The organism is Ruegeria sp. AH3 (assembly GCF_056536265.1).
Window position 1 is genome coordinate 37,207 of the sequence record NZ_JBQFJL010000002.1, and the last position, 22,047, is coordinate 59,253.

Sequence of the window (22,047 nt, forward strand, 5' to 3'; positions counted from 1 at the left end):
AGAGTCCATGTTTGCAAAACTCGAAGTTTACCCCGCCGCGCTGCTGGAACTTGTGACCGAAGCCAACGATGCCGCAAAAGCAATCCCACCGCTTTTCCCACTGTCGGCAAATGTAGCGGTGAATCCCTTCTTGGGTCAGACAGGCGAACCACTGGCCGTCGCTGCCGCGCGCCTGGCACGGACGGGTGGCGCCCGCATAATGCCTCAACGGTCACATTGGGCTGCGCTGCTGAAGGCTGGTGACATCACCAAGACGGATCTGAGTGATGCCGTCACTGCGGTCGAGGATCAATTCAATGCACCCAAATTGCAGGACATTTGGGAAGCTCTGGAGGTCGAGACAGATGACGCCCAAGCCTTGCCGACAGTTGCTGAGCTGGCAGCGGAAGTCTCGGGTTTCGATTGGCCGGGTTTGATTGACGACCGCATCGGCGCATGGGCGGCCAGTCATTTTGATCAGGGCCAAGCGTTCTGGCCGCAGTCCAACACGCGGGGTACCTTTCATTCATGGCGTGAATTTGCATCGCGGGATCTGACGCCCGAGATCCATGGGTTGTCCGGTTTCTGCGCTTTCGTGACCGATACAAATCGCTCGCACTGGCGCGCCATCGGCCGGGCTTCGGAACGGCTTAGCGTTGATATGGGTGCCGCGAAGACCGCTTTTCACCGCTGGCTGATGACGCTCGGCGGATGGGCTCAGTACGGGCGTTATTTCCTGTGGCAAGCTGAACTTGAAGGTGCGAGTGACAGCACGGTGACCGAGCTGCTGGCTGTACGTATGGTCTTCGACGAGGCGTTATTTAATTTCTACGAAGAACAGATTGCCGGGCGTTGGGCTGAAGTTATTGCAGCACACCGAACCCTGGTCACGCCGTCGAAAGAACTTGTGATCGACACTGTGCTGCAGGATGCATCCGAGCGGGCACAGCAGCGCCTGCTTGCAAAAACTCTGCTTGGTGGGAAACCACGTAATGCACAGGGCCGCCCCGAGGTGCAGGCGGCCTTTTGCATCGATGTCCGCTCAGAGGTTTTTCGTCGGGCCTTTGAAGCGCAGGATGCCAAGATAGAAACGATTGGGTTCGCTGGGTTCTTCGGCCTTGCTAGCGCACACAAAGCGGCAGGTTCTGATGTGACCGAACTACGCGGTCCGGTTCTTTTACAAGCTGGCATGTCATCCTGCGCGGCGGAGTCAGAGAAAGCTGATCTAAGCCGTCGCTATACCGCTCGGGCCAAACGCGCCTGGGGACGGTTCAAATTGGCCGCCGTCTCGTCATTTGCCTTCGTCGAAGCAACCGGCCCCCTCTATGCCGGAAAACTGATACGAGACTCGCTAGGTTTGGGGAGTAAAGCGAAAGCTGACCCGGCACCACAGCTGGACCCATCCATCGACTTGAAAACTCGGGTTGAACTGGCGAAATCCGTGTTGTCGGCGATGTCGCTTACAAAGGGCTTCGCACCGATTGTGATGCTGGCCGGTCATGGCGCCGACGTTACCAACAACCCGCATCAAAGTGCGTTACAGTGCGGTGCATGCGGTGGCTATGCCGGGGATGTGAATGCCCGTCTTCTGGCGGCACTATTGAACGAGCCTGACGTGAAGCTTGGTCTGCGTGACCATGGCGTCGACATCCCTTCTGACACCGTCTTTCTGCCGGCGCTACATAACACAACCACAGATGAGGTTTTGGTGTACGAACTGGACCTGCCTGCTGGAGTACCGACCGACAAACTCGCGCTTTTGAAAACATGGCTGGATGCAGCGGGAAACCTCGCCCGTGCAGAGCGGATGCACCGTCTGCCCCGTGCTGATGGCGCCGACAGAATTCTAAAGCGGGCACGAGACTGGGCCGAGACTCGTCCGGAATGGGGCCTTGCAGGATGCCGTGCCTTTGTCGCAGCTCCGCGGAACCGCACGGATGGAGTGGATCTGTCCGGCAAAGCGTTCCTGCACAACTACGATTGGCGAAGGGATGATGAATTCAATGTGCTGGAGTTGATAATGACCGCACCGGTTGTCGTCGCCAGCTGGATCAGCTTGCAGTATTATGGCTCGACCGTTGCCCCGAACCTGTTCGGAGGTGGTAACAAACTGCTGCACAACGTAGTTGGCGGTATCGGAGTTCTAGAGGGCAACACAGGCTCTCCGCGTCCTGGGTTACCTTGGCAGTCCGTCCACGATGGCGCTGCATACCAACACGATCCGCTGCGCCTGTCTGTCATAATCGAAGCCCCGCGAGAGGCGATGTCAGACATTCTGGCTCGTCATCCCGGCGTGCGTGAACTGTTCGACAATGGCTGGCTTCACCTGATTGCTATGGATGAGGAGGGCAAGTTGACCTGGCGCTATCGCGGTGACCTGAAGTGGACAAAATTTAATGAGCATGTCGACGAGGCACAGGCAATAGCCGCCGAGTAGCGGGGCTTCGCGCTTCTATAGTAACCAGCACTTGGACGCTGGGATCCCATGATGCCTCTAATGGTATGCGGCCCGGCGGATTATTCAGACACCGCCGGGCCAGAAGTTACAGGCAATCGGCCAATGTCTGGGCCATATTGCGGATGACCTGTGGGTAGAGTGATGCTCCGGGTTCGAGGTCAGAACCAAGCGGGTCAATGACACCGGTATTGGCTTCGGTTCCTTCCAGAACGGTTGAAACAATTCCGGGGTTGAACTGCGGTTCGGCCAAAACGCAGTCGATACCTTCATCCCTAAGACGGGTCTGAATCTCTGCGATACGGGCCGGGCTTGGGTCCGAAGCGTCGGCGATTGAGATTGCACCCGCGGCCGGGAAGTCAAACGCATCTTCAAAATACTGATAAGCGTCGTGGAAAACGATAAAGTTGCTACCACGAACCGGTTCAAGTGTTGCGGTGATCTCGGCAGACAGAGCCGCCATTTCCTCCCGCGCAGCTGCGGCGTTGGCAAAGTAGGTACCGGCGTTGTCAGGATCTGTCGACGACAGTTGTGATGCAATCACGTTCAACCAGATTTCAGCGTTTGCAGGGGACAGCCAAGCGTGCGGGTCATTTTCGCCGTGTGCATGACCATCATGATCATCGCCATCATGTTCCGCGTGATCTTCGTGCTCGTCGGCATGTTCATTTTCGTGCTCGTCATGCTCTTCGCCTTCAGCATGCTCATCACCATGATCGTCATGATCGTGGTCATCATGTTCCTCTTGTTCGGCGTGCTCGTCATGCCCATGGTCATCGTGGTCTTCGTGTGCCTCGAACAATGCGTTCTCGCGGAAATCGAGAAGTACGGTGCCGTCCGCCTCAAGCAGAGATGTAACAGTCGCGCCGTCGGCAAGTGTTTCCAACGCGCCTTCCATCCATGGGGTCAGGTCTTCACCAATCCAGAAAACGATATCAGCCTCTTGCAAGGCGGCAGCTTCCGAAGGTCGCAGATTGTATTCATGCGGAGAGGCACCAGGCTGCATGATCAGATCGGGCGCTCCGACACCTTCCATGACCCGGGCGACCAGCGAGTGCACCGGCGCAATATCTACTGCAACGTTGGGCACCTCTGCCATGGCCGTCCCGCCCATCAATGCGGTTGTGATCGATAGTGAAAGAAGCTTTCTGGACATCAGACCCTCTGTGTGATTTTATAACATTAAGAGCGGCATACATGATATGGAATAACATGACAAGTGAGACGCACCCTGTTTCGACCGAAGATACGGCTCCGGTCGGGTTCCAGGAACATGACCACAAAAATTGCGTTGAGACCGCACTGACCACAGCGGAAACTCGATGCAAGGAAGAAGGGCTGCGCCTGACCCCGGTTCGGCGCAAAGTTCTTGAGATGCTGTTGCAGGAACACCGCGCGCTTGGAGCTTATGCAATTCTGGATCGCCTGCGCGATGAAGGCTTTGGATCGCAACCGCCCGTGGCGTATCGCGCGCTCGATTTTCTTGTCCAGAACGGGTTCGTTCACAAGGTTGAACGTTTGAACGCATTTGTCGCCTGCTCTCATCCAGGCGCGACGCATTCGCCTGCTTTCATGATCTGCAGAAAATGCGATGCCGTCGCCGAAGCACAATCTGCGCCCGCGAAGGGAGCATTGGGCGCTGCAGCACGCGCGGCGGGTTTCGAGATCGAACGCACAGTTGTAGAAGCTGAGGGAATCTGCCCCGACTGCACCCAAAAGGCGTAGAAATGAGCCTGATCACAGTTGAAAACCTCAGCGTGCGCTATGGCGCGAACACCGTGCTTCGTCACGTGGATATGGTAATCGAACCCGGAGAGATCGTAACGATCGTCGGTCCGAATGGCTCGGGTAAAACCAGTCTGCTGCGCGCTGTCATCGGTGCCACCGAACCCTCGGTGGGTAAGGTTTCGCGGAAACCTGGGTTGAAAATCGGGTATGTGCCGCAAAAACTTCATATCGATCCAACGCTGCCAATCTCGGTCGAGAGATTTATGCGTCTGACAACTCACGTCTCTCGCAAACAGTGCCAAGAGGCGCTCAATTCCGCAGGCGTCCCTGATCTTTTAAAGCGCCAGATGTCGCAATTGTCCGGTGGACAGTTTCAGCGTGTATTGCTAGGCCGCGCCTTGATTAACCGACCTGATGTGTTGCTGCTGGACGAGGCGACGCAGGGGCTCGACCAGCCCGGATCAGCGGCGTTTTACCGTCAGATCGAAGAGGTGAGGCGTGATACGGGTTGTGCCATTTTGATGGTCAGTCACGAACTGCATGTTGTCATGAGTGCTTCGGACCGGGTGATTTGCCTCAATGGTCATGTCTGTTGTGAAGGCTCCCCTGCTGTTGTGGCCTCGGCCCCAGAATATCGGGCGCTGTTCGGATCTGGAACCGGGGGTGCACTGGCCCTCTATCGTCATGATCATGACCATGATCACGACCACTGCGAACACTCTCAGGAAGCAGCAGAATAATGTTCGATGACTTTATGACCCGCGCGACGCTGGCTGGTATCGGCGTCGCATTCGCTGCCGCACCGCTTGGATGTTTTGTCGTATGGCGCCGGATGGCGTATTTTGGTGATGCTACAGCACACGCTGCGATCCTTGGTGTCGCATTGTCGCTTACATTCCAGATGTCGATCTTTGCGGGTGCGCTGACGGCGGCACTTGTCATGGCGCTGGCGGTAACGCTTTTGGCTGGCCGTGGTTATGCGATCGACACACTGCTGGGGGTCCTTGCGCATTCCTCGCTTGCGTTCGGGCTCGTAGCGGTCTCCTTCCTGTCTGGTGTGCGCATCGATCTTATGGCGTATCTCTTTGGCGACATTCTTGCAGTGTCACGCTCGGATCTGGTTGTGATCTGGGGCGGTGCAGCGCTTGTTGTCGCCCTTATCACCTGGCGCTGGTCTCAACTTCTTACGGCAACGTTAAATGAAGAGCTCGCATACGCCAGTGGCTTTGATCCAAAGCGTGAGCGATTGATCCTGACGTTGTCTCTCGCCGTCACCGTGGCGGTTGCGATCAAGGTCGTCGGCGTTTTGCTTATTGCAGCGTTGCTGATCATTCCGGCGGCGGCGGCACGCAGCCTGGCACGCTCACCCGAGGCAATGGCCTTGATTGCTGCGGCAATCGGCGCATTTTCCGCCGTTGCCGGATTAAGGGCCGCATACGTCTTTGATACACCGGCGGGTCCTTCGATAGTCTGTGTCGCGGCCCTGTTGTTTGCAGGCTTCAACCTTTTTGGGTGGCGGGGATGGCGCAACACTTAGGTCATGCCAAATCACTGGCGTTTGCAACCGAGTTGAGAGCTTGCTTACCAGCAAGCTGCAAACTGCTATTGCCCTCAACTGAGAAATAGTGGGGCGAATGCCTGCGCCCTCTACATAAATCGCACCAGACTGCATGCCACTCTCAATTGACAGGCACCGCAGGCGATATTTCGCCGTCAACGTCATCGACAATTTCTGGTGTCAGATCAGTTAGTTTGATCGCGCCCTTTGTCCGTTGTCTCCTAAGGAGCTCAGAAAACTCGATTCTGGTGAATTTGAAGGCAAATTCGTGTATACTAGGGTTGAGTAAGGTGTGCCTGATGACACCCAGACTTGCGTCTGCAAGCCACTGTTGGTGGCGCATGTTTCAGATCTGATTTGATCGTCTGACCGCTTTTCCGCGGCACTGGCTGTTGTATGGAACAGCGGCTAATTTATTGATTTTGAATTCAATTTATTTAAACTGCAGGAGAATAATCATGTCGAATATGGTGATTTGCGCTGAAAAACGCGCTGACCGTCGCCTGTTGAAATCCAGACTCAAACAGCTTGGGATTAGAGTTGTCCATGATAGCGGCAGCCGCTTCATGATCGTTGGTGTTCCTGATGACGAAAAAGGTCTGAAAGATCGCCTGCCACCGGGAACCGAATTGCTCTCTCCCGACAAGGTCTCCCCGGAAGTTGCTGGCGAAGACGATGGGCAAGAACTGCTTTTCCTCAAGGCGCTGCAGTTGCGGCAATCAAAAAAATACCGCGAAATGAAGGCCAGTCAAACGCCGGGTGAATCTCCGGAAGAACAGGAGATCTATTCCGCTCCTTGCATGGAGGAGGATTGAGCCATGGCAAACGAGCGTCTGATCAACACCGTTTCGGTTGGCATCGTCTATGTCGGAAACACCGATGAATATCGCATCACCGATGAGGAGCGCGTTCATATCGCGGCAGAGGTGCAGGAAGGTCTTGAAGATCTGGCATCCAATGAGCGGCTGCCAATATCGAATGGATTTACGGCCATCTCAACGTCAATATCTCTGGCTATGTACCGTGGGAGGGTGCCCGTTGGCCGGGCTGGCCCGAAACCTGGTATCGTGGCCCCGACGCCCTGCTGTGGTCCGATCCGAATGACAAGATTTATTGCTTCAAGGGCAGCCAGTACATTCGCATCGACCCAGCAAATGGCTGGCAAGTGGACTCGGGTTATCCCAAACCGATCGCAGGCAACTGGCCAGGCTGGCCCGCCAATTTCACCTCAGGTATCAGCGCCGCGCTGTGGAGTGATCCCAACGACAAAATCTATGTATTCAAAGGCGATGAGTATATCCGCATCGATCCCTCAAATGGCTGGCAAGTAGACTCGGGTTATCCCAAGCCGATTGCCGGGAACTGGCCCGGACTCGATGCAGAGTTTGCCGCAGGGTTTGACTCGTGTCTTTATGCGAAAGCGAATGACAAGGTTTATTTCTTCAAGAAATATCCGGGCGAGCCACCAAAGTATGTGCGCATTGATCCCGCGAATGGTTGGAACATGGATGCCGGTTATCCCAAACCGGTCGCCGGAAACTGGCCGGGTCTTGATGAGGTCTTTACCGGTTCGGGCAAAGGACCAGCCGCAGCGCTGTGGGGTGAGCCCAATGGAAAGATCTATCTTTTCACGGACGACAACACAGGCTGGGCCAGGATCGTCGGACGGTATGTGCGGATTGACCCTTCAAACGGCTGGCAAGTCGATGATGGATATCCCAAGCCAATCGGATTGAGCGCAGGCGAAGCCGAAGCGCTGTGGCGCGATCCGGCCTTAACCCAGCTCGGCTTCGATCCGGGTGGGGACGGTATCAACCAGATATCAGACTTCTTCCAGAATGGTGCCGGAGCTCAATATGGCTATGTTGCATTCTTCACGAAGTTCCCAGCCGTTTGGGCCGCATATGCCGGCGGCAAACGCGTGATGATGCGAAAGGGGGGAACCCCGGGCGCGATATCGTTCCTTGACTGGACGTCGATTGACCGCGTTTTTGCACATGAGACGGGACACATATTCGGTGCGCCAGATGAATACGGATCGTCAGGTTGTAATTGCACCTCGATACACGGGCGCTTTATCAAAGACGTCAATGGCAACTGCGCCAATTGTGCAGATCCATTGGTGTCTTGTGTCATGCGTTCGGGTGCCCCTAGCCAGGCTTGCGGTTTTACACATGCCCATCTTGGCTGGCGTGCATTCCTGACGGGGCTAGGTGCTGGTTTCTACAGCTTCCCCAACGACAAGATCTACATGTTCTCAAAGGGTTACTATGCGCGCTATACTGGCTTCGATCTGGACACGGACTATCCGAAGCAGATGGACGGGAACTGCGTGGGCAACTGGCCGGGCGTTCCCGAGTCTTTCTATGACCTCGACGCTGCGACCTACACGCGCAAAAACCACAGGGTCTATTTCTTCAAGGATGATCAGTATATCCGGATCAATCCTTCAAACGGCTGGCGCGTGGACGCGGACTATCCCAAGCCCATAGCAGGCAACTGGCCCGGAGTTGACGGGACATTTGCAAACAGCGTTGACGCCGTTCTGGAGAGTGTGCCCAACGACAAAGTTTATTTCTTTAAGGGCAACCAATACCTGCGGATTGATCCGAACAACGGATGGCAAGTCGATGACGGTTATCCAAAACCCATTGCGGGCAACTGGCCGGGCTGGCCCTCTCATTTCAACCAGGGTATCGAAGCCATCCTTTGGAGCGAAACGAACCAACGGATCTATGCGTTCCGGGGCACCCAGTACATTCGCATCAATCCCTCTGCGGGGTGGAATGTGGATCCCGGATATCCCCGCTGGATCAACAAGAACTGGATGCCGTTCCCCGAGAAGCATGAGATTGGCTTGGGTATTGGTGTCGTCGGTTGAGGTCCACACCCGTTTCGTGGTGAATCTTAACGAGGTCTGGGTTGTCTGTTGATTGCCCAGATCGTTTGTTCTGGCAAATGTGGCCGCGAACATCGGTTGAAAAACGCATACACAACCGCACCGATACTTTCGATCACCGAGAAAGTGTCTAGGTGGCTTTGATCGAGGCTCGGCTGCCGTCGGCAGGCCATAATAAGTTGATGGCATCACCTTAGGGCAGTTGACGTCTGAGATACGGCCATCCGAGTGTCAAGAGCACCTAAGAGGTTGGAAGCCAATCTGACTTCGTTGTCGCCTCTAGCCCTCGCGCGCGCCCAGACCGTCGGTTGAGAGGTCGTCCAGCTTGGGCATCAACCGCAGCAGCTCGCGCGCGTAATCGGTTTGCGGGCTGGCGAACAAGTCGCTGGTTTCCTGAATCTCGACCATCTGGCCCTGCTTCATCACGGCCACCCGGTCGCACATCTGGCGCACCACTGGCAGGTCGTGGCTGATAAACAGCATCGTCAGACCGAGATGCTCCTGCAGATCCTTCAAGATATTCAGAATCTGTGCCTGGATCGAGACATCCAGCGCGCTGGTCGGCTCATCGCAGATCAGGAAACGGGGCTGTGTGGCCAGCGCGCGGGCGATCGAGATACGTTGGCGTTGCCCCCCCGAAAACTCATGCGGGTATTTCTGACCGGCCTCGTGCCCAAGCCCCACCTGATCCAGCAGCTCATCCACGCGTCGTTTGATGTCCGCGCCGTCCATCAGCCGGTGATGGCGGATCGGCTCGGCCACGATCTCATCCACCCGCATCCGAGGGTTGAGAGAGGAATACGGATCCTGAAAGATCATCTGGATATTCTTGCGGTATTCGTCCTGAACCGCACGATTACTCAGGTCGCTGACCCGCTGGCCCTGAAAGTCGATAGTGCCGCCATCTACCGGATAAAGCCCCGCGATCATCCGCGCGACGGTGGACTTGCCCGAACCGGACTCGCCGACCACGCCGAACACCTCTCCGGCCTGAATATCAAAGCTGACATTATCTACGGCTGTAAAATAGGTCCGATCCCACGGCAGCAACCCGCGCTGTTGAAGGAACTTCTTGGTCAGGTTGCGGATCTCAAAAACCGGCTTGCTGGTGTCGTTGTCCACCTTGGGCCAGTGACGCGCCATATCCTCGATGGCAAAGCGCGTCTCACGACCACCATAGCTGATTTGGGGGAAACGGTGCAGCTTCAATGTCGGGCGCGGCACGGCGGCAATCAGGGACTTGGTGTATTCGTGCTGTGGCTGCCCCATCACCTGCGCGGTCGTACCGCTTTCGACCACCTTGCCCGCATACATCACGGTTACCCGGTCGGTCGTATCAGCGATCACGCCCATATCATGGGTGATCAGGATGACCCCAACCTGACGTTCTTGCGCCAGTTCCTTGATCAGGTCCAGAATCTGCGCCTGGACCGAGACATCCAGCGCAGTCGTGGGCTCATCCGCGATAATCACATCCGGTTCAGTGCACAAGGCAAGCGCAATCACCACGCGCTGCCGCATCCCGCCCGAGAACTGGTGCGGGTATTGGTCCAACCGGGTATCCGGATCGGGAATGCCCACGCGGTCAATCAGGTCGCGCGCGCGTTTGGTTGCTTCAGCCTCGGACCCGCCCAGATGCGCTTGAATGGTTTCAACCAGTTGCTCGCGCACCGTAAACAGCGGGTTCAACGAGGTCAGCGGGTCCTGAAAGATCATTGAGATCTTCTTGCCACGCAGACTGCGCATCGCCTCGGCATCGATACCACTAATCTGGTCACCACCCAGCTTGATCTGCCCGCTTGCAATGCGTCCTGGGCGCTCCAGCAGGCCCATAACGGCGGCACCGATGGTGGATTTACCGGCCCCGGATTCGCCCACGAGCCCGTGGATTTCACCAGGTTCGACGGAAAGACTGGCGTGATCCACCGCCGTGAACAACTGGCGACGGGTCGGGAATTCAACGGTGAGGTCTTGGATGGTCAGAAGGCTCATGAAATCACCGCAGTTTGGGGTTCAACGCGTCGCGCAGCCAGTCACCCAGCAAGTTCACCGACAGGGCAAGGGCCAGCAGCGTGCAGGCCGGGAAGAACAGGATCCACCACTCACCCGAGAACAGGAACCCCTGCCCGATCCGGATGAGCGTACCCAGCGACGGCTGGGTCGGCGGTGCGCCAACACCCAGAAAGCTCAGCGTGGCTTCGGCGATAATGGCCAGTGCCAGCGAGATGGTGGCGATGACCAGAACCGGGCTGAGCACATTCGGCAGGATGTGGCGGAACATGATCGGGAACGATCCACGCCCGATCAGCCGCGCAGCTTGCACATATTCCTTGTTTTTCTCGACCAGAGCGGCACCACGGACGACTCGTGCGAACTGCACCCAATCCGACAGGGCAATCGCAATGATCAGGACGTAGATTGCCATTTCATCACGGTATTCCGGCGGAGTGATCCCCTTCGCGATTCCAAAGATCAGCATCGCCACCAGAATGGCCGGGAAAGTGAGCTGAACATCGGCGATCCGCATAATCAGTGTCTCGATCCAGCCGCCGAAATATGCCGCGATCAACCCCAGGATGACACCGATGATCAGCGCCAGCAACACGGCAGAGACGCCCACGAACAGCGAGATACGCAAGCCGTAGAGGATGGTCGAAAACACATCGCGCCCCTGATCATCGGTGCCCAACAGGAAGGTCTCTTGCGTGAACGCATTGGGCGTACCGGGCGGTGTGAATCCATTCATCAGGTTCAACGTTGCGGGGTCAAACGGATTATACGGCGCGATCAACGGGGCAAAGACTGCCGCCAGCACCAGAACGACCACGACCAGCGATGCAATTACAGCCACCGGAGAATGTCGAAACGACCAGGCAAAGTCGCTGTCCCAAAACTTCGCCATGCGCGATTTGGGAGCTGATTTCGAGGTTTCCATCGTGTCGGTCATGTGGCCCTCGCGTCGACACGCAAGCGCGGGTCAATGGCATAATAAAGAAGATCGACAATCAGGTTGATCGTCACGAACATCACCGAGATCAGCATCAGATATGCCGCCATGACCGGGATATCCACGAACTGGATCGCGTTGATGAACAACAGACCCACCCCGGGCCATTGGAACACCGTCTCGGTAATGATGGCGAAGGCGATGATCGACCCCAGTTGCAGACCCGTGATGGTGATCACCGGCACCAGAGTATTCTTCAGCGCATGGCGGAAATTGATCACCCGATCCGACAGTCCCCGAGCGCGGGCAAAGCGGACGTAATCAGCGCGCAGCACCTCCAGCATTTCGGAGCGGACCAGTCGCATAATCAGTGTCATCTGATAGAGGCCAAGCGTGATCGCGGGCAATATCAACGCCTTCAAACCGGACGCTGTCAGAAACCCGGTGGACCAACTGCCAATCATAACGGTCTCGCCCCTCCCGAAGCTGGGCAACAAATCAAGCTCGACCGAGAAGACATAGATCAGCAGGATACCTATGAGGAACGTAGGCAGCGAAACCCCGATCAAGGAAACCGTCATGATCACATTCGCAGCAATTCCTTGTCGTCGGATCGCCGTGAAGACACCGAGACCGATGCCAATCGTAATCGCGAGAAAGCCCGAGACAAAGGCAAGCTCCAGCGTCGCCGGAGCCCGTTCGACCAGAATTGTCGACACTGGACGCCCCTGTCGATAGGAGACGCCGAAATTACCTTGAACCGCGCCTTGCAGGAACTTGGCATATTGCACCACAAAGGGTTGATCCAACCCAAGCTCGGTCCTCAGACGGTCGATGTCAGCTTGCGTGCGCTCTTGACCAAGCATGTTGTCGATCGGGTCGCCGACAAAGCGAAACATCGAGAATGCAACCAGCCCCACGACCAAAAGCACGATCACGGACTGGAACATCCTGCGGACGATATATGCGAACATTCGTTTCCCTCGTTGATCGGTCTCTCTAGGCCGCCTTTGACCAGATGGTCAAGAGAGCGCTATCAGCCCGACGCGACGTTGCCGCTGATCAGTTCACCGTCACCCATCTGAGCAGGAAGAAGTTATCCGGGCGCTGCGTGACCTCGACATTGCTGCGCGTTCCCCAGACCAGCGGCTGAACATACATAGGCACGTAGACCTGTTTGTCCTGATAGATCTGCGTGACCTCATCCAGCATGGCCTGACGTTTGGCCTGATCCAACTCGGACTGGATCATCGGCAGCAATTCATCGACACGTGCATTCGAGAAACCACCAAAATTCCAGCTGCCCAGCTTTTTCTCTTCGTTCGGGGTTGCGACAAGGAACCGGACCGGATGCTCGGCGTCAAAAGTGCCCGGACTCCACCCCAGCAGGTACATATCGTAGTTGTCCTCGCGCAGTTCCGGCCAGTAGTTGCGCACCGGCATAGCGTCGAGTTCCGCTGTGATCCCGATTTGGGCCAGCATGCCAACAACAGCCTGACAGACAGCCTCATCATTCAGATAACGGTCATTGGGGCATTTCAGTCCGAACGAAAACCCGTCGGCGTAACCTGCATCGGCCAACAGTTCTTTGGCGGCTTCGACATCAAACGCGGGACGATCCGCGTTGGCCTCGGAATATCCGCTCATGGCGGGGCTAACGAGCTGCGAGGCGGGCTCGGCATTGCCGCGCATAATGGTGGCCAGAATCGCATCAACATTCACCGCCTGAGCCACTGCCTGGCGCACGCGCGCATCACGGAACGGGTTCGGCTTGCCCGCATCATCGGTGTATTTCAGAGCTTCGGCCTCATGATCAAAGCCCAGCATGATCACGCGCGCTTCGATACCCTGAATGACATCGACCTCAGCATTCTGCTGCAGTCGGGCCACGTCCTGAATCGGCACCGGATTGATCATATCGACATCGCCTGAAAGCAATGCAGCAACGGCGGTGGCGGGATTCTGGATCGGGTTGAACTCGGCGCGGGTAATGTTGTGTTCGACCTCACCCCACCAGCCATCAAACGGTTCCAGCACCGTCTTCAGCCCCGGCTCCCGCTCGGTCACCTTGAACGCACCTGTGCCATTGGCGTTGATCGTTGCGTAATTGCCGGTCTCTTTGTCGGGCACAACCGCATCGTTGGCTTCGGTCCAGCCCTGATCCACGATCATCCAATTTGCAATCGACGACGGAAACAGCGGGTTGGGTGCAGTGGTCATGATATCGACAGTGTAGTCATCAACCACGATCACGTCGCTGACGGGCGCAAACCAACTGCGCGTGTCTGCAGCCTCGCCCGAGGCGCGCTCATAGCTAAACAATACATCCTGCGCGTCAAAGCTGCTGCCGTCATGAAAGGTCACACCTTCGCGCAGTTTGAAACGCCAGCCTTCACCGTCGCCAATCGCTTCCCAACTGACGGCCAATGCGGGCTCAACGCTCATATCCTTGCCGCGACGGACGAGCCCTTCGTAGACATTGTTCAGAAACCCGAGCACCGGGGCCGAGTTGACCGCGTGCGGGTCCATGGTCTGAGGATCAGTGGTCGAGGCCCATTTGAACTCGGCTGCTTGCACGGTACCGGCCAGCAACATAGTCAGGCCGATGGCGCTGTTCCTGAGGATCATGACGATTACTCCCTGTTTATGGATCAGAGCTTCGTGGTTTTTGGCTGGTGCGTAAAGGAATTCTCACATTGAGATCACGCGCCCGTTACCATCGGAGACATGGAAGCAGGGCGCGAAATCGCGCCCTGCCCTGCATCCTGAGAGATGCCTTAGTTCATTTCGAAGTATTTGATCTTCGGCGAGTCTTCCGGCTCAACGATGGTGCCGACACCGGACTTCATACCCCAGTTCAGCACCTGATGGTGGATCGGGATATAAAGTTGCTCGCCCTGAACAACCTGCCAGATGTCCGCAATCTGCTGATCACGTGCGGGCAGATCAGTTTCCGAGGCCAATGCTACGATCTTGGCGTCCAGATCCGGGTTGGAATAGCGCGTGCCGTTCCACGAGCCGTATTTCTCACCCTTTGAGTGTACCAGGAAGTTGAAGATGTATTCCGAGTCATAGGTCGGAACACCCCAGCCCAGCATATAGAAGTCGGTCTCGAGATTGTTGATCAGCGGGAAGTGCTGCGCCTTCGGTTTGGCATCCAGATTCACGGTGATCCCGATCTGGGCCAGCATACCGACCGCCGCCTGACAGATCGCCTCATCATTGATGTAGCGGTCATTCGGGCAGTTCAACGTCAGCGAGAAACCATCAGGATAGCCTGCTTCGGCCATAAGCGCCTTGGCGCCCTCGATATCGGTCGATGAAGACGAATCCATATCCGCATCCCAACCATTCACGAACGGGGGTGAAATCATACCCGCCGGAGCAGACTGGCCACGCATCACAACCTGTTTGATCGCATCGCGGTTGATCGCCTTGGACATCGCCTGACGCACCCGGACATCCGACAACGGGTTCGCGCCGTCAACACTATCCGAGGACAGATCGGCGTCACCCATGTTCATACCGAAGAAGATCACCCGGTTCTGCGGCGCTGTGCGCACATCCAGACCGTCGGTTCCGGCCACACGCTCAAGATCCTGCACCGGTACGTCCTGAATGAAATCGACCTCACCCGACAACAGGGCGGCGACACGGGTCGCGGCGTTCTGGATCGGCGTGTAGATGATTTCAGTCACCTGAAGCGAGAACTCGTCCTTACCCCAGTAGTTTTCGTTGGCGCTCAGAACGGTCTTCACGTCGGGTTCGCGGCTGATCAGCTTGTATGGGCCGGTTCCGTTTGCGTTCTTGGCCGCAAAGGTATCTTCACCGCCCTCATAATCCTGAACCTTCACAGCATTATTCGCCTCGGCCCAATCTTTGTCCATCATGAACATGTTGGTCAGGTTGTTGGGCATGATCGGGTTCGGACCGTCAGTTTCGATCTCGACCGTGAACCTGTCCGGCGCGCGCACCTCTTTCACTGAGGCTAACAGTTCCTTGTAATCCGAATCCGGCGTCATCGCGCGATTCAGCGAGAAGACAACGTCCTCACTGTCAAATTCGGCACCATCGTGAAAGGTGACGCCTTCGCGTAGTTTGAACACCCAGACATTCGGGTTTTCTTCGGATGGTGCCCATTCGGTCGCCAACGACGGAACCAGCGCACCGGAGTGATCGCGCATCACCAGCGTTTCCATGATCTGGTGCGCCATGGCCGAAGTCGGTCCTTCGTTCTGGGCATGTGGGTCCAGCGTCAGCGCGTCACCAGCGCGGGCCCATCGCAGAGTCTCGGCCGAAGCACCGGCTGCAATCATCGCCGTGGCACTTGCGGCAAGCATAAGTGTTTTGAATGACATACGTCGTCTCCCCTGTGTTGTTTTGACCGCATTTGACTACGGCTGACCGAATTTTCCGGTACTCATGCCAACGCATCATCCAGATCATTTTTCGAGTTGCAACACCCGATTGTGATCAAAGAGGCCTGCCGGAGCCACGCGCCAGACGCCAGAAAGGCGGGATGCCGTCATGGGGATAATAGCAGGCCGGGGCTTCTTCAAACTGAAGTATCCCCTGCCCGGTCCGATGCCGTAACGTCGCGTCAATGGGGACCAGACGTGCGAACTCGAAGGGTTCGATCTGCTCGTGCTTCCAACCTTCGACGGATTGTTTGAGCAGCTGACGCATGGCGACAACCAGCCTCTCTGCCGCTTCACTGCTCCAGGGTTGCAACCCGGTCCCTTCCAGCAGATTGAAAAGGTTGATCCAGCTTTGCAGGTTGTACGCGCAATAATGCTGGGTCAGCGTGCGGGTCATTTCATGAGGCTGTTCACCGTCATCGGTAATACTGCCGAGAATCCGCGCCTGTGCTCGCAGGTTAATCCGCTGCAATGCGGTTTTATCCCCCAGGAAAGACGCCAGAGACGCCGCCTGCAGGTCATAACACGTACCGTGGTTGTTCTTCGCCCGACGCTCACCCTGCCCTTGATCGCTATCGGTTAACCACGCAAAGAACTCGGCGCACCAATCGCGCACCCCCGCGCTGACTTCTGAATCGCCCAGCATCCGCACCGCATCGAGGAAGAAGTAGAAATCCTTTGTTTCGATCAGGCCGTGCGCTAACCCCTTGTCGCCTTTGTGCCCTAACCGGACCTGCGCGTAGTCCAGATTCGGGTTCATTCTGGTCGCCGGATCGATAAACCAGGTTTCAACCAAACGCGTAACATGATCCGCATAGCGGTCTTCGCCAGTGAGCTTTGCAGTCAGCGCCAAAGCAATCGAGTCGTCAAAGAGCCTCTGCAACCGTGTCCGGTCAAACCGGTCACTCTCTTTCTCGTATAGTTGCGTGCCGGGCACTCGTTCCCCGTCCCGGAACACATAAGGCCGTCCGTCTTTTTTCTTTGGGTTGGGCCACCAGTAAGGCGATGGATGAAAATAGTCGTGAATGTCCCCGCTAGGACCAGGCTCGGGTTTATCGGTGACCGAAAATGGACCACGGGTCAGAGCGTCCTCGGCTGCGTCCCGCAATGCGTTCAGGTCGGCACCCGTCAACGCGTCGAGCTGGGCCTGATCATAAAACACGGTTGCGCCGTCGGTATGGGTCTCTTCCATGCGACGCGCTTCAAGCATGTCCAACGTGGCGCAGATCGCCTCATTCCTGGCGGTGCCGCGATTGATAAGGGTCTTAACCCCTTTTTGCTCCAACTTGGCCTGTCCGGAAAACAAACGCGCCACCCATCCGGCATATCCCACGCGATGGCCTTCCGCGCTGACCTTGCGAGGCGGAAGATCGAAGCTCTCCAGGGGCCAGTCCTGCCAGGGTCCGGGTATGCCCAGATGGACAAACAGTTCGACCTTGGGACGCCGCCCATAAGGGTGCTCTTCATCAAACCGAAGTGGCGCGTCACATCGAAAGGCCATTTGCGGCTCTTCGTTTGCCTCGGGTTTGGCAGAGTCCTGAAGCAGCTCCTCATTGTTCTGCATGCGTGCCATCGGCACACAGAAATACCGCTTATCTCGCTGAGAGATGATGTCTTCGCACACAGCCCCCCAGGCGCTCTGAGTAAAGAAACAGTTCCCATCAAATGGCAGCGCCCACTTGGCGTGTTCCAAGCAGAACTCCAGCGCCTGATTGCGCGCGCCGTTGTTGTTCATCACGTAGTTATTGCGCGCCCGGTAAGCCTGCGTGATCATTTTGTTTCGGGTTTCACCATCCAGCCGTTCAAGCGTTCCGTCGGCGAAAACCATCGGGTCTTCGAAGGGCGCAAAATCATATCCGATTGTTTGCAGCTCTGTCGGATCGAAAGGAATGCGCAGATATTTCTGATTATGTGCCTCAAGCAGGACTATAAGCTCAGCCTCTGCTTCAGGATCGACGATCCGATTCAGTATCCAGAGCTTCGTGCAGTCCTTCAGCTCCGGCTCGTTTTCAAGAATGAAACTGACATTTTCCCGCGATTGACCGGCCTTGTGACGTGGCACAAGATCGTTTCCAATTACCCGGCACAGGGCGAAGGTGTCAGGTCGACTTTCAATCAGCCTTTCCTCAGCCTCATCAGACTGCACCGGTTCCACCGATGACAAATTGCCGGCAACATCCCCCATTTTTTTCGTGGATCGTCGAGGTGACTTTTTCTTACGGCGCCACACAAAGAAGAATATCGGCAGCAGTATCGGTGAAAGCAGGACAAGAACCGGCGAGAGCAGAATCAAAACACGATTGCGCAGCCGTTTGCGCCGCTCGCGCTCCTTCAAGGACAGAGGGGGTTTACCAGTTACATTGTTCTGACTTTTCGTCACGGGATAGACTGCCATTCTAAACGTTCTACCCGGCAGTGCGGCGCGATGCGTTACAGCGGGAATTCAATCCTCTCCCCATAACCTCTACCCGATCAAACAAGCAACAGCACGCAATCTGCAGAACCGCCAGCGTACTCCAGCTCAGGCTTATGCAACGAGCGAATGCAGCGAGGAAAATTTCAGATCAACATTAGATTGGTCAGCACATCTCATGTGCTGGTAAAGTCATCTGGCGATGACGCTCTAACAGATCAATGCCCAGTTGTTTCAAGAACCAAAGCAGGTCGATGAAGATCCAGTTTTCGGCCAGCTTCCCATCTTTACATCGGTAGAGATCAACAATCCGCATGTCGGCCTCGGTATCAGAAACACTCGTAAGCCCCAAAAAACCACCTCTGGGCCTCATGGTCAGACTGGGATAGCCAAAGAAGCCACAATAATTGCCCTCTCCGATGCGCGTGACATGACCGTTGTGCCGCACGAATTCGAGCCCATCTTCGAACGGTAGGACATGGCCCTTCATATACCCTCCATGGGTTTATGAAGCCCCGATACCCGCGGGCCCCCACCACAACATGTCATCGGCCCAATCCTTTTTCAGGTCTTCGATGGTTGTATGTACGCCGGATGAAATGAGCGTATCTAGCATGCGGTAGAGTATATCCAGGGACGCTTCACCTTGTTCCGGAGGACAAGGTCCGAACAAGAGGCCATCCTGCGTTTGAGGACACGGAGTAATCGTATACACGCCTGTAGGCTGAGGGATGACCTTGCTGCCTGCCTGTATCATCATTCCGAACACATCGATGTGTAGAGATGATTCAGCGATCTTACCGTTTTCAATGCGGAAAAACTCATAATACCGCAGAAAGGCCATCTTGTGGGTTGGCTCCAACCCTAGCCAAGGCTGTTGAAACTGCCCCAATAGATGACCCATCGAGCACACCCAAAGTGTCTGATAATCATCGAGCCGGTTCCTGCCTGCGAAAAAGATGTTCTCGCGCCTTTGAACCGGAGCGAAGGCGGATTTGAACGGGACCCAAAACTCGGTCGCGAAGCTTTCGACGCCACCCATATCGTTGAAGGGATAGCTGCACTGGCAATTGAAGTTTGCACCGGTGTATTTGGTCATTGCGGCGGACACGTTCTGCGCATCGGCCGCATCAAGATCCCGATAGAAGTCTCGCACCAGTTGTTTTGCGCTTTGCAGTTCCATAGCGTCTGCCACCACGATTTGAAATCGTATGCGATACTATATGCATGATACTCGCCTAACAACTATGGAAACTAAATATTCTCCTAATTTAACTGTATTTATATGCATCTTGCCTTGATATTATCTAGCATACGTATGCGGTTTAACGATTCGAGGTTTGCAATGACTAAGGAAGCTGAAGCTGCTGGAAAGCCCGTTGCTGCACGCCAGATCAAAAGCGATAGCAACAGCCAGACAAGCACACATATCCGGTTTCGCCCGCTTGGCGATGCGCATATGCCATCAGATTTTTCAATCTCTCTCGAAAATTATCGACGTGGTGGCACACGGGAATTTCTGGACAAAGAACCCGATCACGTGACCACCCAATCCATGCGGGGTTTCGAGCCGCGTTTCAAAAACATCGTCGACTATATTGTCCGCATCACCCACCAGATCTGGGAGGAAAAGGACATTGGCTATATCTACGACACCTATAGCCATGACTGCCGCGTGTGGGATGATGTCGGACTACAATATGGTCGCGACAAGATTGTTGCAGATACGGTTCACACCAACAATGCCATCCCCGACGTTCGTCTAGTCGCGGACGAGGTCATCTGGGCCGGCAACGATGACGTCAGCTTTCACACGTCTCACCGGACTATGATCCTCGGAACCAATACTGGGTATTCACGGTTTGGCCCTCCGACCGATCGCCCGCTGCGCCTGCTATGTATCGCGAATTGTGTAGCCCGTGACAACGAGATCTATGACGAGCATGTCGCTTATGATACCGCCGCATTGATCCAGCAAATGGGCCTTGATGTCGGAGAAACCGCGCGCTGCATAGCCTCGCAACGCGCGCAGGGCCCATTTGCCCCAAACTATGCTGCAAGCGATACAAACCGCATGGACGGCCAAGGCTTTCCAAAGCGACCCGCGATCCCGGATGTCATCGACGGCAACGTACGTGAATTCACACACGCCGCATTCGAGAGCATCTGGAATCGCCGTGATTTCAGTGCAATGGACCGGGTCTATGCGCCAGACATCGTGCTCGAAGGTTCGACCAGTCGGGTCTACCGAGGCGTTGGCCAATTGCGCTCTCATATAATGTCGATGATTGCGATGTTCCCGAACATCCGGATCTCTGTCGATGACATTTATTGGATGGGCAACGCAGAAGACGGGTATTTGGTCTCGGTGCGCTGGGGCGGTGTTGGCGCCCATCGTGGCAATGGGCCATATGGCGAACCGACCGGGAAAGAAGCGCATATCTGGGGCATCACCCAGTGGCAGATCAAAGACAACAAAGTCCTGAAAGAATGGACTGTTTTCAATGAGTTTGGAATTCTGATGCAAATCTTGGGCGAATAGAGAAGCCCAAGAACAAACCTATGACAACGCACCCCTGAACGGGGTGCGTTTTAATTTGGCTATCCGCGCATATAAGGAAGGCGCGCAAGGACATCCAAACCCTGTTGCTTCCAGAAGTGCAGCAGGTCGATGAAGATCCAGTTCTCGGTCAGTTTGTCACCCGATCTGCGGTACATGTCTATGACGCGCATATCGGCTGGCTTGCCGGTGGCCGGCATACCCATGAAGCCGCCCGAAGGGGTCAATGTCAGGTTCGGCCAGCCGAAAAACCCGCCAAAACTTCCTTCGGCTATGCGCGCAACGTGGCCGTTGAAAATGCGATCCGTAAACCCTTCGCGAAAAGGACCCGCATGCTGTTTGGCGTAGCGCTCGATCGTATAAGTTGCACCGATGCCTGACGGACCCCACCAAATCATGTCGTCGTTCCAGCTGCGCGGCAATTCGGTCAGCACCCCCTCTTCCTCCCGACCCTTCCAATCGCGGATATCATTGATCATGAACTCGATGGCCTGCAGGGTTTTCTCGCCTTCGGCAGGGTCCTGCTCGTCAAACATCACTCCGTCATGAGTCATCGGGCCGGGCTGAACCAGCTGCGCTCCAGTCTGAGGCGGGAATGGGTTGAGGCCCGCCTGCATCATTAGATGCGGGATATCGAAGAACATCGCGGTATCGGTGATTTTGTCCCCTTCGACGCGAATGAACTCGGCATAGCGCAGCATGACAATCTTGTTTGTCGGCGGAATGTCCAGCCAAGGCTGATCGAAAAGCCCCATGAGATGACCCATGGAAGCGACCCAGATACCACCATCTTCAAGCCCGTTTTCGCCCGCCATGAACAAATCAAGCCGACGTTGCATACGCGTGACCGCCGTTTTCAACGGCACCCAAAAGGTCGCGGCAACGTCCTCCGGGTTGTGGATTTCATTGAACGGGTGATACCCACGCCAGAGCGCATCCGGCGCACAATAAGTCCTGACCGCTTCAACCGGATCCTGGTCAATTGCGGCATAGTAGTTGCGCACAAGCGCTTTGGCGGATTGCAGAGTAGTCATGTGTCACGCGTATCTTTCGCTCGTTCGAGAACACAAAAAAAGATCCGGCCAGATTG

Annotated in this window: 17 protein-coding genes; 7 read left to right on the plus strand and 10 right to left on the minus strand. The window is 55.9% G+C overall.

The genetic code is table 11. The annotated features are described in order from the left end of the window. Window positions 1-7: 7 nt before the first annotated feature. A complete protein-coding gene (locus ACR3EM_RS17785) occupies window positions 8-2,416 on the plus strand; it encodes a YbcC family protein (protein WP_480471974.1) in 2,409 nt (802 codons plus the stop codon). A 106-nt stretch (window positions 2,417-2,522) separates the two neighbouring features. Here the strand turns inward: ACR3EM_RS17785 and ACR3EM_RS17790 are convergent, their stop codons facing one another. After that, entirely contained in the window at window positions 2,523-3,590 is a 1,068-nt protein-coding gene (locus tag ACR3EM_RS17790) for a zinc ABC transporter substrate-binding protein (RefSeq protein WP_480471975.1), read from the minus strand. 56 nt (window positions 3,591-3,646) lie between these two features. Here ACR3EM_RS17790 and ACR3EM_RS17795 point away from each other — a divergent pair, with 56 nt between their 5' ends. The 5 genes from ACR3EM_RS17795 (at window position 3,647) to ACR3EM_RS17815 (ending at window position 8,601) form a co-directional block, all read left to right on the plus strand. Then, window positions 3,647-4,159, plus strand: coding sequence for a Fur family transcriptional regulator (locus tag ACR3EM_RS17795; RefSeq protein ID WP_480471976.1), 513 nt, complete (start codon window positions 3,647-3,649; stop codon window positions 4,157-4,159). A 2-nt stretch (window positions 4,160-4,161) separates the two neighbouring features. Continuing rightward, window positions 4,162-4,902 (plus strand): ATP-binding cassette domain-containing protein, encoded by a 741-nt coding sequence (locus ACR3EM_RS17800; RefSeq protein ID WP_480471977.1) that lies wholly within the window; start codon window positions 4,162-4,164, stop codon window positions 4,900-4,902. Next, window positions 4,902-5,699: an iron chelate uptake ABC transporter family permease subunit gene (locus tag ACR3EM_RS17805; RefSeq protein ID WP_480471978.1), complete on the plus strand. Its 798-nt coding sequence runs from the start codon at window positions 4,902-4,904 to the stop codon at window positions 5,697-5,699. Before ACR3EM_RS17800 ends, ACR3EM_RS17805 begins: the two co-directional genes overlap by 1 nt. A 479-nt stretch (window positions 5,700-6,178) precedes the next feature. After that, window positions 6,179-6,535 carry a hypothetical protein gene (locus ACR3EM_RS17810; protein WP_480471979.1) on the plus strand — a complete coding sequence of 119 codons (357 nt, stop codon included), beginning with the start codon at window positions 6,179-6,181 and terminating at the stop codon, window positions 6,533-6,535. 269 nt (window positions 6,536-6,804) lie between these two features. Further along, window positions 6,805-8,601: a hemopexin repeat-containing protein gene (locus ACR3EM_RS17815; protein WP_480472894.1), complete on the plus strand. Its 1,797-nt coding sequence runs from the start codon at window positions 6,805-6,807 to the stop codon at window positions 8,599-8,601. A 297-nt stretch (window positions 8,602-8,898) separates the two neighbouring features. Here the strand turns inward: ACR3EM_RS17815 and ACR3EM_RS17820 are convergent, their stop codons facing one another. The 8 genes from ACR3EM_RS17820 to ACR3EM_RS17855 form a co-directional block, all read right to left on the minus strand. After that, window positions 8,899-10,611, minus strand: coding sequence for an ABC transporter ATP-binding protein (locus ACR3EM_RS17820; RefSeq protein ID WP_480471980.1), 1,713 nt, complete (start codon window positions 10,609-10,611; stop codon window positions 8,899-8,901). Between the two features lie 4 nt (window positions 10,612-10,615). Continuing rightward, window positions 10,616-11,566, minus strand: a complete 951-nt coding sequence (locus ACR3EM_RS17825; RefSeq protein WP_480471981.1) for an ABC transporter permease — start codon at window positions 11,564-11,566, stop codon at window positions 10,616-10,618. Next, window positions 11,563-12,540, minus strand: a complete 978-nt coding sequence (locus tag ACR3EM_RS17830) for an ABC transporter permease (RefSeq protein WP_480471982.1) — start codon at window positions 12,538-12,540, stop codon at window positions 11,563-11,565. Before ACR3EM_RS17830 ends, ACR3EM_RS17825 begins: the two co-directional genes overlap by 4 nt. Window positions 12,541-12,628: 88 nt before the next feature. Continuing rightward, entirely contained in the window at window positions 12,629-14,194 is a 1,566-nt protein-coding gene (locus ACR3EM_RS17835) for an ABC transporter substrate-binding protein (protein WP_480471983.1), read from the minus strand. Between the two features lie 149 nt (window positions 14,195-14,343). Further along, window positions 14,344-15,924 (minus strand): ABC transporter substrate-binding protein, encoded by a 1,581-nt coding sequence (locus ACR3EM_RS17840; protein WP_480471984.1) that lies wholly within the window; start codon window positions 15,922-15,924, stop codon window positions 14,344-14,346. A gap of 115 nt (window positions 15,925-16,039) precedes the next feature. Further along, window positions 16,040-18,169, minus strand: coding sequence for an alginate lyase family protein (locus tag ACR3EM_RS17845; protein ID WP_480471985.1), 2,130 nt, complete (start codon window positions 18,167-18,169; stop codon window positions 16,040-16,042). 394 nt (window positions 18,170-18,563) lie between these two features. Next, window positions 18,564-18,887, minus strand: a complete 324-nt coding sequence (locus ACR3EM_RS17850; RefSeq protein ID WP_480471986.1) for an ester cyclase — start codon at window positions 18,885-18,887, stop codon at window positions 18,564-18,566. 15 nt (window positions 18,888-18,902) lie between these two features. Beyond that, window positions 18,903-19,580 (minus strand): ester cyclase, encoded by a 678-nt coding sequence (locus ACR3EM_RS17855; protein ID WP_480471987.1) that lies wholly within the window; start codon window positions 19,578-19,580, stop codon window positions 18,903-18,905. A 162-nt stretch (window positions 19,581-19,742) separates the two neighbouring features. Between ACR3EM_RS17855 and ACR3EM_RS17860 the strand changes: the two genes are divergently transcribed. Next, entirely contained in the window at window positions 19,743-20,939 is a 1,197-nt protein-coding gene (locus ACR3EM_RS17860) for a nuclear transport factor 2 family protein (RefSeq protein WP_480471988.1), read from the plus strand. 59 nt (window positions 20,940-20,998) lie between these two features. Here ACR3EM_RS17860 and ACR3EM_RS17865 read toward each other — a convergent pair whose 3' ends face one another. Next, the gene (locus ACR3EM_RS17865; protein WP_480471989.1) at window positions 20,999-21,991 is read right to left on the minus strand and encodes a nuclear transport factor 2 family protein; all 993 of its coding nucleotides are present in this window, start codon (window positions 21,989-21,991) and stop codon (window positions 20,999-21,001) included. Window positions 21,992-22,047 lie beyond the last annotated feature (56 nt).